General features: G+C 61.6%; 14 protein-coding genes. 11 read left to right on the forward strand and 3 right to left on the reverse strand.

Annotated elements, in window-relative coordinates; all coding sequences use genetic code 11:
• Nucleotides 1–149 precede the first annotated feature (149 nt).
• Entirely contained in the window at nucleotides 150–1484 is a 1335-nt protein-coding gene (locus tag AB5Y70_RS03915; RefSeq protein WP_049636549.1) for an MATE family efflux transporter, read from the forward strand.
• Nucleotides 1485–1571: 87 nt separating this feature from the next.
• On the opposite strand, the gene AB5Y70_RS03920 is transcribed toward AB5Y70_RS03915, so the two are convergent.
• Entirely contained in the window at nucleotides 1572–2399 is an 828-nt protein-coding gene (locus AB5Y70_RS03920) for a M23 family metallopeptidase (protein ID WP_049636548.1), read from the reverse strand.
• 137 nt (nucleotides 2400–2536) lie between these two features.
• On the opposite strand from AB5Y70_RS03920, the gene AB5Y70_RS03925 reads away from it, so the two are divergent.
• Both AB5Y70_RS03925 and AB5Y70_RS03930 read left to right on the forward strand, forming a co-directional pair.
• A complete protein-coding gene (locus AB5Y70_RS03925) occupies nucleotides 2537–2857 on the forward strand; it encodes a hypothetical protein (protein ID WP_049636547.1) in 321 nt (106 codons plus the stop codon).
• Between the two features lie 40 nt (nucleotides 2858–2897).
• Nucleotides 2898–3680: a BPSS1780 family membrane protein gene (locus AB5Y70_RS03930; RefSeq protein WP_045525644.1), complete on the forward strand. Its 783-nt coding sequence runs from the start codon at nucleotides 2898–2900 to the stop codon at nucleotides 3678–3680.
• A 61-nt stretch (nucleotides 3681–3741) separates the two neighbouring features.
• Here AB5Y70_RS03930 and AB5Y70_RS03935 read toward each other — a convergent pair whose 3' ends face one another.
• Nucleotides 3742–4656 (reverse strand): LysR family transcriptional regulator, encoded by a 915-nt coding sequence (locus tag AB5Y70_RS03935; protein ID WP_041212561.1) that lies wholly within the window; start codon nucleotides 4654–4656, stop codon nucleotides 3742–3744.
• Nucleotides 4657–4776: 120 nt separating this feature from the next.
• On the opposite strand from AB5Y70_RS03935, the gene AB5Y70_RS03940 reads away from it, so the two are divergent.
• From AB5Y70_RS03940 to oxyR, 3 genes are all read left to right on the forward strand, one after another.
• A complete protein-coding gene (locus AB5Y70_RS03940; RefSeq protein WP_010673815.1) occupies nucleotides 4777–5634 on the forward strand; it encodes a Vmh family MBL fold metallo-hydrolase in 858 nt (285 codons plus the stop codon).
• A 74-nt stretch (nucleotides 5635–5708) separates the two neighbouring features.
• Nucleotides 5709–6353 (forward strand): DsbA family protein, encoded by a 645-nt coding sequence (locus tag AB5Y70_RS03945; protein WP_043155970.1) that lies wholly within the window; start codon nucleotides 5709–5711, stop codon nucleotides 6351–6353.
• 129 nt (nucleotides 6354–6482) lie between these two features.
• Nucleotides 6483–7379: a DNA-binding transcriptional regulator OxyR gene (gene oxyR, locus AB5Y70_RS03950; RefSeq protein WP_043155969.1), complete on the forward strand. Its 897-nt coding sequence runs from the start codon at nucleotides 6483–6485 to the stop codon at nucleotides 7377–7379.
• A gap of 70 nt (nucleotides 7380–7449) precedes the next feature.
• On the opposite strand, the gene AB5Y70_RS03955 is transcribed toward oxyR, so the two are convergent.
• Nucleotides 7450–9939 carry a penicillin-binding protein 1A gene (locus tag AB5Y70_RS03955; RefSeq protein WP_010673818.1) on the reverse strand — a complete coding sequence of 830 codons (2490 nt, stop codon included), beginning with the start codon at nucleotides 9937–9939 and terminating at the stop codon, nucleotides 7450–7452.
• A gap of 298 nt (nucleotides 9940–10237) precedes the next feature.
• On the opposite strand from AB5Y70_RS03955, the gene tapM reads away from it, so the two are divergent.
• The 5 genes from tapM to AB5Y70_RS03980 are packed head-to-tail and all read left to right on the forward strand — an operon-like array spanning nucleotide 10238 to nucleotide 15221.
• Nucleotides 10238–11299: a PilM family type IVa pilus assembly protein TapM gene (gene tapM, locus AB5Y70_RS03960; RefSeq protein WP_043155967.1), complete on the forward strand. Its 1062-nt coding sequence runs from the start codon at nucleotides 10238–10240 to the stop codon at nucleotides 11297–11299.
• Nucleotides 11287–11856, forward strand: a complete 570-nt coding sequence (gene tapN, locus AB5Y70_RS03965) for a PilN family type IV pilus biogenesis protein TapN (protein WP_010673820.1) — start codon at nucleotides 11287–11289, stop codon at nucleotides 11854–11856. Before tapM ends, tapN begins: the two co-directional genes overlap by 13 nt.
• Entirely contained in the window at nucleotides 11853–12449 is a 597-nt protein-coding gene (gene tapO / locus AB5Y70_RS03970) for a PilO family type IV pilus biogenesis protein TapO (RefSeq protein WP_043155965.1), read from the forward strand. The genes tapN and tapO overlap by 4 nt, the downstream gene beginning before the upstream one ends.
• 2 nt (nucleotides 12450–12451) lie before the next feature.
• Nucleotides 12452–12979 carry a pilus assembly protein PilP gene (locus tag AB5Y70_RS03975; protein WP_029314119.1) on the forward strand — a complete coding sequence of 176 codons (528 nt, stop codon included), beginning with the start codon at nucleotides 12452–12454 and terminating at the stop codon, nucleotides 12977–12979.
• Between the two features lie 16 nt (nucleotides 12980–12995).
• Nucleotides 12996–15221, forward strand: a complete 2226-nt coding sequence (locus tag AB5Y70_RS03980) for a type IV pilus secretin PilQ (RefSeq protein ID WP_043155963.1) — start codon at nucleotides 12996–12998, stop codon at nucleotides 15219–15221.
• Nucleotides 15222–15247 lie beyond the last annotated feature (26 nt).

Genomic DNA, 15247 nt, shown 5'->3' on the forward strand with positions numbered 1-15247 from the left:
CACGTTTCCGTTCAGGAGAAGTCGCCCTAGCCTAAAGCAGGGGCCGGGGCGGGTAAAGCCCTCAAGATGAATGATCCACGGCACAAATAACGGGTGATCCGGGTCTTGTTTGGCTATTATTCTGGCCGTTCCCCTTCATTGAGCAATTTATGTCCTCCGTCGATCTGGGCACGGCCCCCCTTTCCCGCCTCTTCTTGCGTTACGTCACCCCCACGGTGGCCGCCATGCTGGTCACCGGCATCTATGTCACCATTGACGGCATCTTCGTCGGCCATATCCTGGGCCAGGACGGGCTGGCCGGCATGATGCTGGCGTACCCCATCTGCGCCGTGCTCTACGCGGTAGGGGCCCTGATCGGCATGGGATCCTCGTCGCTGGCCTCCTTCTATCTGGGCAAGGGGGAGCAGGCCAGGGCGCGCCACATCGTCGGCAATGCCCTGGTGATGGTGCTCATCGCCTCCGCGCTGCTCGCCTTCATTGGCATTCGTTACGGCAAGGCCATGCTTGTCTGGATGGGGGCGCAGGGGGTCATCTTCGACGCAGGCTTCGCCTATCTGCAGTGGTACGCCTGGCTCGGGGTGTTCGCGGTGCTCTCCATGGCCTTTACCGCCCTGCTGCGCAACGACGGGCGACCCGGCCTCACCACCTGGATCCTGGTGGGGGGCGGCGTGCTCAACGTGCTGCTCGACTACCTGCTGATGGCGGTGATCCCCTGGGGGCTGGCGGGGGCCGCCATCGCGACCATGCTCTCCCAGGCGGTCACCGGGGGCCTGTGCCTGTGGCACTTCTTCACCCCCCGCAGCCAGTTGCGCATTCGCTGGGATACCCTGGTGCCCGACTGGCGGCTGATGGGGGAGACATTGCGACTCGGGGTGTCGAGTTTTCTGATGTACCTCTACCTCTCGGTGGTGCTGGCGCTGCACAACAAGGCGCTGCTCTCGGTGGGCACTTCGCTGCACGTGGCCGCCTATGGGGTCATCAGCTACAGCGAGGCCTTCTTCTATCTCATCTTCGAGGGGATCGCCATGGGCATCCAGCCTATCGCCAGCTTCAATGCCGGGGCGGGCAACTGGGCACGGGTGCTGCGGGTGCGCAACTTGGCATTGGGAGTGACCATGGCGGTGGCACTGTGCGGGATGATCCCGCTGTATCTGTGGCCAGAGGCAGTGGTTTATCTGTTTGCGGGGGACAATGCTGCCCTGTTGCCGGTGGCGACCCTCGGTATCTGGCTCTACTTCTGGGGGCTGCCCATGGAAGGCTTGCTGCTGGTGGGGGCCACCTACTTCCAGGCCATCAACCGGGCCCGCATCGCTTCCCTGCTCACCGGCGGCAAGCTGGTGCTGATCGGCGGTTTCCTGTGGGGCTTCTCCTCCCTGTGGGAAGTGGCCGGTGTCTGGCTGGCGCTGCCCACTTGCAGCACTCTGCTGGTCCTGGTGATGTGGCGGGCGATGAACAGGGAGGGGCGCCAGCACAGCGCTGCCTGAGATGTGGTCATGCGTCCATGAAAAAGGCAGCCTCGGCTGCCTTTTTCATTTTGAGTGCCCCTGCCTGTGGGCAGTAGGTCGCCGGACTCAGGGCTTGAAGGCGCCGATAAAGATGGCGGGGTCGACGCGGGCGTCGTTGAGGCTGACGTTCCAGTGCATGTGGGGACCGGTGGCGCGGCCGGTGGAGCCGACCCGGCCGACGATGCCGCCGCGGGGCAGGCTCTGGCCCAGTTTCACGTCCACCTTCGACATGTGACAGAACATGCTGATGAGGCCCTGGCCGTGGTCGACGAACACCGTATTGCCGTTGAAGAAGTAGTTGCCGATGAGGATGACCTTGCCAGCAGCTGGTGCCTTGATGGGAGTGCCGGCTCCGACCGCGAAGTCGAGGCCGGAGTGGGGGTTGCGCTCCTCGCCGTTGAAGAAGCGGCGCAGCCCGAAGGGACTGGAGAGCGGGCCCTGGACCGGCTTGTCAAACAGCAGGTTGCTCGGCTGAGCCGGGCTGAAGGTCTGGTAGGCGCGGGTCTGTTCGGCAAGCTCCCGGTTGATGCGGGTCATGTCTTCGGCCAGCGGATTGACCTGGCGGCTGTTCTTGAGCTTGATGTGCTGCTCACGGTAGTGCTTGGTGCCGACCGTGAAACTCAAGGTGCGGCCATCGCTGGTGGTTACCTGATGGGGGCCGGGCGCGCTCTTGAGCGGGATGCCGACGATGGCGATCCACGTCTTCCCGTCTTCCTGTACCACCAGCACAGGCTTGTCCTGATAGCGCACTGCGGGCGCCTTGGCCCCGCTTCCCAGTGGTACCACGGCCACGCCCCCCGGCACCGGGTGGTTGAGCAGGCGGCTGATAAACCCCGGTTCGGCGTGAAGCGCAGGGCTGCCGAGCAGCAGGAGAAGAAAGAAGAGGCGGCGCATGATGGCTCCATCGGATCAGGGGGAAAGCAAGAGGGGGGAGATGATGCCACATTCTGGCGGTGCTGTCCGTCAACCGTGGCCGATAAACTCATCGGCTGCGGCCCAGAAGGACGCAACGGACACGCCATTGCAGCGAGGTGAATGCTCTGGTTGCGGGTGCCAGCCTTCCCTTCGACCTTGCCAGCCTGAGCAGGGGGCCGCTGCGCTACAGCTTCTCGGGGGTGCTCGCGAGCGACAACCGCTTCATCACCACCAGCCTGGCCGGTGTCGGGGTGGGCATGGTCGAGCAGGGGGCCCTGACCCCTATTCCATTCGATACCGCCATCGCGGTACCCTACTCGGCGGCGACCCAGGCCACCGACCACAAGGTGAGGCTCTACCCGACCCGGCTGCCGGGCCAGGTAGTACGCACCGGCCCCTACACCGGCACCATCATGGTCACGGTGAGCGTGCCCTGAGGAGACGCCGCTTCGCCCCTATTTTTCGACGAGGTCAATGATGAACAGTGACAGGGCCCTGCGCCACGAACCCAAACGCCATGGCATAGGACAGGGCTGGATCTGGATCCGCACCGGATTCGACATCTTCAACAAGGGGATGGGTGCCAGCGTGGCCATGATAGTGCTCTGGTTTGTGGTGGGCATCGTGCTGGATCAGCTGCCAGCGGGGGGCTTGATCTCCCAGTTGCTCTACATGGTGTGGGGGGCTGGCTGGGTGGCGGTGGCGCGGCGGGGTCACCATGGCGAGGCGCTGCAATTTGGCGACTTCTTTGCCGGTTTCCGCCATCGGTTGACCCCCTTGATGCTGGGGGGCCTGATGGTGCTCGGCCTCATCATGGGGATCCTGATGATCTGCGTGTTCCTGCTGCACCAGTGGGGACTCACCGGCCTGTTGTCCGCGGATCCGGGCTCCCTGGCGCTGACCCCGGAGCAGGCACAGGGCTTCCTCGTCTGCGCCCTGGTGGGATTGGCACTGTTCGTTCCCGTGCTGATGGCCATCACCTTCGCCCCCGCCCTTATCCTCTTCCATCAGGTCGGGGTCTGGCAGGCAGCCAGGCTCAGCTTCAAGGGATGTCTGCGCAACATGTGGCCCTTCCTCTGGTGGGGGCTGCTCGGGGCCGTGCTGATCTTCTTTGGCGCACTCCTGATGCTGGTGGGCCTGCTGGTGGTGCTGCCTGCCATCAACTACTCCATCTATGCCGCCTATCACGACATCTATCTGGAGGATCAGGAGGCCGAGGAGGGAGAGACCCCGGTCAAGGCATTCGGTTTCGAAGCCTGACCGGGCACAGGATGGAGCAAAGAGGGGCCGCGAGGCCCCTTTTTTGTGCGGCTCGCAGGGATCAGAGAGAGGGAGGGGCTTCCTGCCACAGGGGATCGTCCGCCATCCGCTCCACGAGAAAGTCGAGGAAGCTGCGCAGCAGGGGGGACATCTGTTTGCGGGTGCCATAAACGGCATAGACGCCGAGGCGCTTGGGCTGCCACGGGGTGAGCAGGGGGACCAGAGCGCCGCTTGCCAGATGGGGGTGAACCGAGTAGGCGGGTTGCAGGCTGATCCCCGCCCCGTCCAGGGTGGCGGCCAGCAGCAGGTTGGAGATGTTGGCGCTGAGGTTGCCGCTCACCGGGACGGATTCGGGACCATCGGGCCCCAGAAACTCCCACAGGCTCTTGCCGAAATAGGTGTAGGTGAGGCAGTTGTGCAGTGCCAGATCCTGCACCTGCTGCGGCAGGGCATGGCGGGCCAGGTAGGCGGGGCTGGCGCACACCACCGAGTGGCAGGTGCCGAGCCTGCGGGCCACCAGGTTGGGATCGAGGTCGTTGGTGATGCGCAGGGCGAGATCGATTCGCTCCTCCACCAGATTGACCGTCCGGTCCAGCAGCAGGATGTCGATCGCCGTGCCGGGGTAACGGGCCAGGTAGTCGTTCGCCGCCCCGACCAGCAGGGCTTCGGAGAGAGAGTAGCTGCAGGTGATGCGCAGTTGCCCCTTGGGGGCCTCGTCATGGCGGATGGCCAGGTGTTCCATCTCTTCCCCCAGGGCCAGCATGGCTCTGGCCCGGTTCAGCGCCTCTTCTCCCGGCCCGGTCAGGCTCAGCCGGCGGGTGGTGCGGTGCAGCAATCTGGCCCCCATCCAGCGTTCCAGCTCGGCCAGGTAGCGCGACACCATGGCGCGGGACATCTCCAGTTTCTCCCCGGCGCCGCTCAGGCTGCCCTGTTCCACTACGCAGACAAAGACCCGCAATGCGGTCAGCCTATCCATCTTGTGCCCCTATATGCTCGATTTGTGCAACAGTGATGCGCCCATTATGCGGTATTTGTATCGATGGTGATGCAATAAACTGCGCTCATTCCATTAATCCACACCGATGAGCGTTATCTGATGAACAACACACTGCGTACCCTGACCCTGACCAGCCTCCTGATGACGGGTTCCGCCCTGGCGGCCCCCCTGACCGTGACCGTCTACAACCCCGGCGAGAAGGCCATCTTCCCCGTCTCCTCCTCACTGGTAACCGGTGACAAAGAGGCCATCCTGATCGATGCCCAGTTCGATGTGCAACATGGTCAGGCGCTGGTGGACATGATCAAGAAGAGCGGCAAGAAGCTGACCACTGTCTATATCAGTGCCGGTGACCCCGACTTCTACTTCGGTCTGGAACCCGTCATGGCTGCGTTCCCGGATGTCAAGGTGCTGGCCGACCAGCATGTGGTCGACCATATCAAGCAGACCAAGGATGCCAAGCTGAGCTACTGGGGCCCGATCCTGGGCAAGGATGCACCCAAGAGCCTGACCGTGCCGCAAGTGATGACGGCCAGCCACCTGACGCTGGATGGCGAGAAGATTGAAATCAAAGAGATGAACACCCCGAATGCCTACCTCTGGGCCCCTTCCATCAAGACGGCCTTTGGTGGTGTGCCGGTCTACAGCGGCGTGCACGTCTGGATGGCGGACAGCCAGTCCAAGGCCGCTCGCAGCCACTGGGTCAAGGCGCTGAACAATCTGCTGGCGCTGAAACCTGAGCGCGTGGTGCCGGGTCACTTCCTGGGGACTGCGCCCAAGGGTACCGAAGCCGTGACCTTCACCCGTGACTACGTGCAGCGCTTTGAGCAAGAGCTGGCCAAGACCAAGCACTCCGGCCAGCTGATTGAAGCGCTGAAGAAGGCTTACCCCTCCCTGCCGGTCGATGATGGCCTGGCCATCGGTGCCAAGGTCAATACCGGCGAGATGAAGTGGTAACTCCCTGACGCCTACATCCCTGTGTTTTTTTCCGGGCCCGAGGGCCCGGTTTTTTATCCAGCATTGAAGCGAGAATGATGATGAACGAAGCGCAAACAACCCTCCATTATGTCTATGACCCCCTCTGTGGCTGGTGCTATGGTGCCGCCCCCCTGCTGAAAGCCGCTGCCGAGATCCCGGGCCTTCGCATCGAACTGCATGGGGGGGGCCTCTGGATGGGCGCCAGGCGCCAGGCCATGGGACAGCCCCTGCGGGACTATGTGCGCCCCCATGACGAGCGCATCCATGCCCTCACCGGACAGCGCTTTGGTGAGCGCTACTTCAACGAGCTTCTGCTCAACGAGTCACTGCTCCTCGACTCCGAGCCGCCCATACGCGCCGTTCTGGCGGTGAGCGAGCTTGGCGGCGACGGCCTTGCCTTGTTGCACCGCATCCAGGAAACCCACTACCGGGATGGGGAATGGGTCGGTTCCCCGACACGGCTGGCGGCGCTCGCGCGGGAGCAGGGGCTGACACCGGAAGCATTCGCCCTGGCCTTTGGTCGGGTCGATCTTGTGGGCCATCTGGCCACAAGCCAGGCGTGGCTGCGCCGGCTCGGCGGGCAGGGGTTCCCGACCCTGGGATTGATGCAAGGGGAGCGCGTCGTTGCGCTGCCTGTCTCCTCCTATCTGGGAGAGCCAGCGGCGTTCGCGGATCACATCACCTCCCTGATGGGGTGAGTCTCTCGCCCATCGCCTGCGGCTTGTCAAAGGAGAGGGAGAGGGCAGACCCGTCTGCGCGCCTCCCTTGTCCCCCGCACCGTTCTTGTGCATGCTATCGGCCTCATTGAACGGCAGGATGCAGTACCTATGAACCTTCGCGATCTCGAATATCTGGTAGCGCTGGAAGAGGAGAAACACTTTCGCAAGGCAGCGGAGCGCTGCTTTGTCAGCCAGCCGACCCTGAGTGGCCAGCTGCGCAAGCTGGAAGATGAACTGGGGGTGATCCTCATCGAGCGCACCTCCCGCAAGGTGCTGTTCACGCCCGCCGGCGATGCCATGGCCCGTCAGGCGCGCAAGGTGCTCAAAGAGGCGCGAGAGCTCAAGAGCATAGGCCAGCACTTCGCCGAGCCCATGTCCGGCGAGATCCACATCGGTTTCATTCCCACCGTGGGCCCCTACCTGCTGCCCCACATCATCCAGGATCTGCGTGAACACTTCCCCAAGCTGGAGTTCTACCTCTACGAACATCAGACCCAAGTGCTGCTCAAGCGGCTGGAGGAGGGGGAGCTGGATTGCCTCGTGCTGGCGGAGCTGGAAGGGATGGAGGGGTTTGGCGCCATCCCCCTCTATCAGGAGCCCATGTGGCTGGCCGTGCCTCAGCATCACCCGGAGGCGAGCGCCAAGGCGGTGCCCCTGCACAATCTCAAGGGCAAGAAATTGCTGATGCTGGCCGACGGTCACTGCCTGCGGGATCAGGCGATGGGTTTCTGTTTTGCCGCAGGCATCGGTGAGGATCAGCGCTTCAAGGGCACCAGTCTGGAGACCTTGCGCAACATGGTCGCCGCTGGCAGCGGCATGACGCTGGTGCCCAGGCTCGCCGTGCCCGCCAACCCGGAGGAGGGGGGTGTCAGCTATCGCCCGGTAATCAACCCCGTGCCGGGGCGCACCATCTCCCTGCTCTATCGTCACTACTCGGTGCGCCGCCCCTGCTTCAATGAGCTGGCGGCCCGCATCTCGAGTCTGATGAAAGCCCTGCTGGGCTGACGCAGCCCGCTCGTCATCCCGAAACAAAAACCGGCGCCTGGGCGCCGGTTTTTGTTGTTTCCAGGGGGACCTAGAAGATGTCGTCGGTGGAGACGGGACCGTCTGTGGTCGCATCGTCACCGCCATACACCTGGTTGCCATCGGAGATCTGGCTCGCGTAGCGGGTGGGCTCTGTGCCCTCCTTGAAGAACTCCTCCGTAGTACTGCCATCGGCGCGATTGGTCAGCAGACCGGTTTCACGATCGATGCGGACCTGCATGATCCCTTCGGGGACCGGCATCTTGCGCTCGGGCACCTGTTGCAGAGCCGTCTTCATGAAGTCAATCCAGATGGGCTGGGCGGCACCACCGCCAAACTCGGCCCGGCCCAGACCGCGCTGGTGGTTGTCAAAACCGATCCAGGAGGTGGCCACCAGATTCGGGGTATAGCCGGAGAACCAGGCATCCCGGGATTCGTTGGTGGTCCCCGTCTTGCCCGAGATGTCGTGACGCTTGAGGTCACGGGCTGCCCGCCAGCCGGTACCACGCCAGCCATTGCCACCCCAGATGGCGGTGGTCAGGGTGTCGGTGATGAGGAAGGCGCTCTGGGCGCTGATGGTCTGCGGTGCCATGTTGTTGGGCACGACAGGATCGATGGGGCACTGGGCCTTCCAGTCTGCCGTGGTATTGGCATAGGCATCCGCGCTGTCGAGACCGGCGGCGGCCAGCACGCCGCAGTCGCGGCAGGCGGCGGCCGGGTTGGCCTCGAACAGGGGGGTGCCGAAGCTGTCAGTCACTTCGGTAATGAAGTAGGGGGTGACCTGGAAGCCGCCATTGGCCAGCACCGAGTAGCCGCGCACCACTTCCAGCGGGGTGAACTCCGCCGCACCCAGCGCCAGGGATTCGTTGGCGGAAATGTGATCACGGGCGAAGCCGAAGCGGGTCAGGCCGTCGATATAGGTATCCAGCCCGATGGCGCGCATCAGGCGGACCGACATCACGTTCTTGGACTTGGCAAGGCCGAGGCGCAATGTGGTCGGCCCTTCATAGATGGCGGGCGAGTTCTTGGGCTGCCACATGGGGCCCTTGGCAGGATCCCACTGGTTGATCGGTGCATCGTTGATGAGGGACGCCAGGGTATAGCCCTGCTCCAGCGCGGTGGCATAGAGGAAAGGCTTGATGTTGGAGCCGACCTGACGACGGGCCTGATCGACCCGGTTGAACTTGGAGAGCTCGAAGCTGAAGCCGCCGACCAGGGCCTCGATGGCGCCGTCTTGCGGGTTCATGGCCACCAGGGCGGCGTTGACGTCGGGGATCTGGGAGAGCAGCAACTCTTCCCCCTTCTCCCTGACCCAGATCTGGGCGCCGACTTTCAGTACATCCCGCGCCGATTTCGGGGCAAAGCCCTGGCGATCGTCGGTGATGAAGGCACGCGCCCACTTGATGCCATTCCAGCCCAGTTCGGCCTGTTTGCCATTCTTGAGCACCAGGGTGGCGCTCTTGTCGCCGAGCTGGGTGACCACGGCGGCCATCAGGGGCTGATAGGTCGGCTGCTTGGCCAGATGGGCCATGATCTGCTCGTAGTCCCAGGCCGTTTCACCGGCTTTCCACAGCAAGGCGGTCGGGCCACGGTAGCCGTGGCGGGTGTCGTAGTCGAAGACACCGTCCAGCAGCGCCTGATGGGCGGCGCGCTGACGCTTGGCGGTGACGGTGGTGTAGACGTGCAGCCCCATGGTGTAGGCATCTTCACCAAACTGCTCCACCATCTTCTGGCGCACCATCTCGCTCAGATAAGGGGCGTTCAGCGTGGTCTCGGCACCGTGAAAACGGGCCTTGACCGGCATCTTGGAGGCTTCGTCATACTGGGCCTGGGTGATTTTGCCGGTTTCCAGCATGCGACCCAGTACCACGTTGCGGCGGGCGAAGGCGCGCTCCGGGGAACGGATCGGGTTCAGCATGGAGGGTGCCTTGGGGAGACCCGCGATGATGGCGATCTCGTCCAGGGTCAGATCCTTGACCTCCTTGCCGAAGTAGACCTGGGCGGCCGCGCCGACCCCGAATGCCCGGTAGCCGAGGGGGATCTTGTTGAGATAGAGGGTGAGGATCTCGTCCTTGGAGAGGTTCTGCTCGATGCGCCAGGCGAGGAACACTTCCTTGATCTTGCGTACCAGGGTCTTCTCGTTGCTCAGGAAGAAGTTGCGGGCCACCTGCTGGGTAATGGTACTGGCGCCCTGACGCGCCTGGCCGGAGACGGCCCAGACGGTGGCGGCACGGATGATGCCGATGGGATCTATGCCCGGGTGCTCATAGAAGCGGGCATCTTCGGTGGCGAGTACGGCATCGATCATGGACTGGGGAATTTCGTCCAGCCGCAGAGGGATGCGACGAATTTCGCCAAACTGGGAGATCAATTCCCCGTCCCGGCTGTAGACCTTCATGGGGGTAGCCAGTTTGACATCGCGCAGGGCGCTGACGTCCGGCAACTGGGGCTTGATGTAGAAGTAGATGCCGATGAGGCTGGCAACGCCCAGCACAGCACCCAGCATCATGACAATAAACAGGCGAACGAGCCATTTCAGCATGGAAGAACTACCAATCGTCTTAAAATTAGCCAACGGGCGCAGAGTATAGCCTTTTTACCCTCGCGGATTCGAGGTTTTCCTGTCCGCAAACAGGCGACCCCGAGAAGAAGCGGGAGGGTAGCACTCCAGGGCACAATTACCAAGGGGGCCGCAATCAAGGCCGAAAGGAGAGGGGCGTCAACTTTTGACACAAACTTTATGACATTGATAGATAGAGCATTATATTGAGTTAAGCCGTCACATCATGACGCGCTGTCCTACAATAAGTCCGAAAACCCAATAACGCATGGATGTGTATATGTTTGGGCTATTAAGTAAGGGATCCCTCGTCTCCATGGCGGGCATTGATTTTGGCAGTCAAACCATCAAGGCCGTCACCATCAGCGGACGTCCCGGCAAGGTGCACCTCGGCTCGGTTGCCGAGATCCCCATGCCAAGAGGAACGCTGGTCGACTATCAACTTCAGGACATTGAACGGGTCAGTCAGTCCCTCAAGTCGCTCAAGCGGCTCGTGCAAGGGGATTGCCAGAACGTGGCCACGGCCGTGACCGGTTCCAACGTCATCACCAAGATCATTCAGGTCGATACCAACATCAACGAGAGCGAGCTGGAGAACCAGGTTCACCTGGAGGCTGAGCAGCTCATCCCCTTTCCCCTTGATGAAGTGAGCCTGGATTTTGAAATCCTCGGCATGGCGGGCGACAACGGGCGTCAGGAGGTCCTGCTCAGTGCCGCGCGGACCGAGAGCGTCAGTGGCCGGGTCAGTGCCCTGACGGAGGCAGGCATGACGACCATGGTGGTGGATGTGGGGGCCCATGCGCTCGGACGCGCCGTGCTGGCTTGCCTGCCCGACCTGCAAACCTCGGAGAAACCGGTTGGCATCGTCGACATCGGTGCCAGCGCCCTGACTTTCGCCGCCCTGCTACGGGGCCAGGTCATCTATTCTCGGTTGCAGAATTTTGGTGGTGATCAATACAGCCAGGCATTGGCCTCTTTTTACAGCATGAGTATGGAAGAAGCGGAACTGGCCAAGCTCCAGGGCTCCTTGCCTGCGGATCATGAGGTGGATGTCCTGTTGCCTCATCTCAGCACCCTGGTGTTGCAGATACGGCGCAACGTGCAGCTGTTTTGCAGCTCTTCGGGGAACAAGGAGTTCTCCAGGCTGGTGTTGACCGGAGGGGGGAGCCTGTTGCCGGGGCTGGCCGGACAAATCGGCAGCGAGCTCAACTGCGAGGTGCTGCACCCCGATCCCTTTGCACTCTTTGGCAAGCCGCAGGGAGAGGGGGGGCTGACTCATGGGGCCAAGTACATGACGGCGCTCGGGCTGGCACTGAGGAGCTTCACACCATGTCAAATATAAACCTTCTACCCTGGCGGCAGGCTCGGGCGCAGCGTCAGAAGAAACAATTCGGTATCCTGTTCGGTCTGTTCCTGGCGGGGACGGCAGCCATCGCCTTTGCCGCAGACTGGCTGGTGCAGCAGCAGATCGGCTACCAGCAGCAGCGCAATCAGCGGTTGCAGCAGGAGATGGCAACCCTGGACACCCAGCTTGGGGAGATCAGGCTTCTCAAGGAGCGGCGCAAGGAGTTGATTGACCGCATGCAACTCATCGAGCAGTTGCAGATGCGCCGCAACATCCCTGTGCGTCTGTTCAATCAGCTGCCGGTGCTGGTCCCCAACGGGGTGTATCTTGATAGCCTTGCTCTGCAAAACAACAAGATAGACGTGAAGGGAAAGACCGAAGCCTATGGCAGGGTTGCCAGCATGATGCGCCGAATCGACGGTTCCGGCTGGCTGACACAATCCCAGCTCAGCACCATTTTCACGGCCGAGGTGGCCCCCATCGCCCTGAGCCAGTTCTCCATGATGTTCCAGATTGCCACGGCGCTACCCAACGCGGCTAAGGGGCAAAAATGAACCTGCAACAACTCAACGACCTGGATCTCAATGACATTGCCCGCTGGCCGCCGATCGCCAAGGGCATCTTTGTCTTCTTCTGCTGTGCTCTGCTTGGCGGGGCACTCTATTACTACGTGATTGCCAATTCCCTGGCCGCTCTGGGTCGTGAAGCCGCAAAAGAGACCGAGCTCAAGGGACAATTCGAGAGCAAGGCCATGCTGGCCGCGAACCTGGAAGCATACAGAAAGCAGATGGTCCAGCTGGAACATCTGGTCGACACCCAGCTCAAACAGCTGCCCAACACCCACGAAGTCGCCGGTTTGCTGGATGACATCAGCTTCATTGCCACCGACAACGGTTTGACATTGAACAGGATCAACTGGGAGCCAGAGGTGAAACACGAGTTCTCCACCGAGCTGCCCATGCGCATCGAGGTCGTGGGCACCTATCACGAACTTGGCAAGTTCACGGCGGACATGGCTGCTTTGCCGCGCATCGTGATCCTGGATTCTTTCCAGCTCAGCCAGGGGAAGGGGGCTGAGCTGATCGGTATGTCCATGCAGGCCAAGACCTACAAGTACAACGGCAAAACCGTGGAGAAAAAGCCATGAGCATGAGAGCGGGCGTACTTCTCTTGTCGGCGCTGCTGTTGACGGCCTGTGGGGGACAGGAGGACATGGATGAGTATGTCAAACAGACCAAGGCCAGAAAGCCGGTACCGATCGAATCTTTGCCGGAGATAAAGCCCTTCTCTCCCATGGTCTATCAACGCAGCGATCAGCGTAGTCCGTTCATTGCACCCCAGCCGGAAACCAGTTCCAGGCTGGATGCCAAGGCCAAGCCGGACTGTGCCCAGATAGTGGCCAATCGGGAAAAGGAGGTGCTGGAACGCTACTCGCTTGCCAGCCTGAGCATGAAAGGCTCCATCGGCAAGCAGGGGCAGTTGTGGGCATTGATCAAAACCCCGGACGGGCAAGCCGTGCGCGTCGGGCTCAACCAGCACATGGGGCTGGATCAGGGCAGGGTCATCAAGATAACGAACACGCATGTTGACTTGATGGAGACGGTACCGGATGGCAAAGGATGCTGGGTCACCCGAGAAACCCAGCTGGCCATGGCCAATCTCGACGCAAAACTATGATCAGGGATGAGCAGAGATGAGAACAACAATAAGAAGGATGACCGGTGTGGCGCTGCTGTGGCTGGGCGGATGCACTCAGGTGTGGGCAGTACCCGCGTTGCAGGAGGTCAAGGTGAATCCCCTGCTGGCCGATCAACTCCTGCTGGAGCTCAGCTTCAGCGAACCGGTCAGCGGTTTTACGGACAGGTTGACCTATGAACCCAATCAGCTTCTGCTGCACGTACCCGGGGCCATCGGTGCCCTGACGGTCAATCCCCTGCCCATCAAGCAGCAAGGGGTGAACAACCTCCTGGTGGAGGGGAAGGGGCAGGGGCTCGACATCAAGATCGCCCTCGATCAGCTCACCCCCTATCAGGTCCATCAGCAGGGCAATAAATTGCTGGTGGCGCTGGGAGACAACGCAGGGCAGCCGGTCGCTTCCTCGGCGGCGCCTGTTGCAGCCAGCCAGTCTGCGCTCGTCAGAAGCCAGCCGGTGACCCAATCTGCGCTGATTGACACCCAGCGAGTTGCCCAGAACCAGTCCCAGTATCAGGCTCAGCCGGCCATGGCTTCCACACCTACTGTGGCTCCTTCGCCCGTTGCCCCCGGCAAGCCGGTGTTGTCCGTGCCTCAGGCAAACATGGGTGGCGCCTACTTCAACTCGGTCAAGGGCGTGGATTTTCGCCGTGGCAAGGAGGGGCAGGGGGAATTCCTCGTGACGCTGGACAACAGTTCGGCGGCGGTGGATGTCAGCAGCCGTGGTCAGAAAGTGCTGGCCAAGTTCCACGGTACCCGGGTGCCTGATGATCAGCTCAACCTCATCAATGTGCAGGACTTTGCTACCCCGGTCTCCCAAGTGGAGGTGTTCCGCCAGGGCAATGACACCCTGTTCGAGCTCTCGGTGAACGGCCAATTTGACTACCGTTACGATCAGGCCGACAAGATGTTCATCATCGAGGTGAAAAAACGGGTGGCCACCACGGCAGCGAAGCAGTACCAAGGCAAGCCCATCTCATTGAACTTCCAGGATATTCCTGTTCGTACCGTGCTGCAGATCATCGCCGATTTCAACAATCTGAATCTGGTGACCACGGACTCGGTCTCCGGCAACATCACGCTGCGTCTCGATGGCGTGCCCTGGGAGCAGGCGCTGGACATCATCCTCAAGGTCAGAGGGCTGGACAAACGGCTGGACAACAACATCCTGCTGGTGGCGCCGGCGGACGAGATTGCCGCTCGCGAGAAACAGCAGATGGAGAGCCGCAACCAGGTGGCGGATCTCGCTCCCCTCTACACCGAGTATCTGCAGATCAACTATGCCAAGGCATCGGAAGTGGCGGCCCTGCTCTCCTCCGAGAGTACCAAGCTGCTCTCCCCCAGAGGGGCGGTCAGCGTGGATGAACGTACCAACGTGCTGGTGGTCAAGGACACGGCGGATGTCATCAGCAACGTCAAGCGGATGCTGGATATCCTCGATATCCCGGTCAAGCAGGTGGTGATCGAGGCGCGCATGGTGACCATTGATGATGGTTTCGATGAGGCTCTGGGGGTGCGCTGGGGGGTGACCAAGACAGACGGTCATGGCAACGGCACCTCGGGCACCATAGAGGGTAATGATGGCGCCGGAAACAATGATGGCAGTTCCACCATCACTCGCCCCAACGTAGAAGACAGACTCAACGTCAACCTGCCGGTGACCAACGCGGCCGGCACGCTGGCGTTCCAGGTTGCCCGTCTTGCCAATGGCACCCTTTTGGATCTTGAGCTCTCGGCTCTGGAAAAGGAGAGCAAGGCCGAGATCATCGCCAGTCCGCGTGTCACCACGGCCAACCAGAAGCCGGCCCTGATCGAGCAGGGGACCGAGATCCCCTATGTGGAGTCCTCTTCCAGCGGGGCGACCTCGGTCACCTTTAAGAAGGCGGTACTGAGCCTCAAGGTCACGCCGCAGATCACCCCGGACAACAGGGTGATCCTGGACTTGACCGTGACTCAGGATACCAAGGGGGAAACCGTGCCGACCGGAACCGGGGATGCGGTGTCCATCAACGCCCAGTCCATCACCACCCAGGTGTTGGTCAACAACGGTGAAACTCTGGTGCTTGGCGGCATCTATCAACAGACCATCAAGAGCGATGTCAGTAAGGTGCCGCTGCTGGGGGATATCCCCGGGTTGGGCTATCTGTTCAAGAAAACCACCAGTGAAAACAAGAAGCGTGAACTGCTGATCTTCGTGACCCCGAGGATAGTGACCGACGCCCTCTGAAAACTTTACTTGTGAGAGTAAAACAC

The sequence above is a fragment of the Aeromonas sp. s1(2024) genome, from assembly GCF_040908005.1.
In the GTDB taxonomy this organism is placed as follows: Bacteria; Pseudomonadota; Gammaproteobacteria; order Enterobacterales; family Aeromonadaceae; genus Aeromonas; species Aeromonas caviae.

What these genes read in the sequence shown, in the direction of transcription:
- AB5Y70_RS03915 (WP_049636549.1), top strand. Translation starts at nt 150, where the DNA reads ATGTCCTCCGTCGATCTGGGCACGGCCCCCCTTTCCCGCCTCTTCTTG.
- AB5Y70_RS03920 (WP_049636548.1), bottom strand. Translation starts at nt 2,399, where the DNA reads ATGCGCCGCCTCTTCTTTCTTCTCCTGCTGCTCGGCAGCCCTGCGCTT.
- AB5Y70_RS03930 (WP_045525644.1), top strand. Translation starts at nt 2,898, where the DNA reads ATGAACAGTGACAGGGCCCTGCGCCACGAACCCAAACGCCATGGCATA.
- AB5Y70_RS03935 (WP_041212561.1), bottom strand. Translation starts at nt 4,656, where the DNA reads ATGGATAGGCTGACCGCATTGCGGGTCTTTGTCTGCGTAGTGGAACAG.
- AB5Y70_RS03940 (WP_010673815.1), top strand. Translation starts at nt 4,777, where the DNA reads ATGAACAACACACTGCGTACCCTGACCCTGACCAGCCTCCTGATGACG.
- AB5Y70_RS03945 (WP_043155970.1), top strand. Translation starts at nt 5,709, where the DNA reads ATGATGATGAACGAAGCGCAAACAACCCTCCATTATGTCTATGACCCC.
- oxyR (WP_043155969.1), top strand. Translation starts at nt 6,483, where the DNA reads ATGAACCTTCGCGATCTCGAATATCTGGTAGCGCTGGAAGAGGAGAAA.
- AB5Y70_RS03955 (WP_010673818.1), bottom strand. Translation starts at nt 9,939, where the DNA reads ATGCTGAAATGGCTCGTTCGCCTGTTTATTGTCATGATGCTGGGTGCT.
- tapM (WP_043155967.1), top strand. Translation starts at nt 10,238, where the DNA reads ATGTTTGGGCTATTAAGTAAGGGATCCCTCGTCTCCATGGCGGGCATT.
- tapN (WP_010673820.1), top strand. Translation starts at nt 11,287, where the DNA reads ATGTCAAATATAAACCTTCTACCCTGGCGGCAGGCTCGGGCGCAGCGT.
- tapO (WP_043155965.1), top strand. Translation starts at nt 11,853, where the DNA reads ATGAACCTGCAACAACTCAACGACCTGGATCTCAATGACATTGCCCGC.
- AB5Y70_RS03975 (WP_029314119.1), top strand. Translation starts at nt 12,452, where the DNA reads ATGAGAGCGGGCGTACTTCTCTTGTCGGCGCTGCTGTTGACGGCCTGT.
- AB5Y70_RS03980 (WP_043155963.1), top strand. Translation starts at nt 12,996, where the DNA reads ATGAGAACAACAATAAGAAGGATGACCGGTGTGGCGCTGCTGTGGCTG.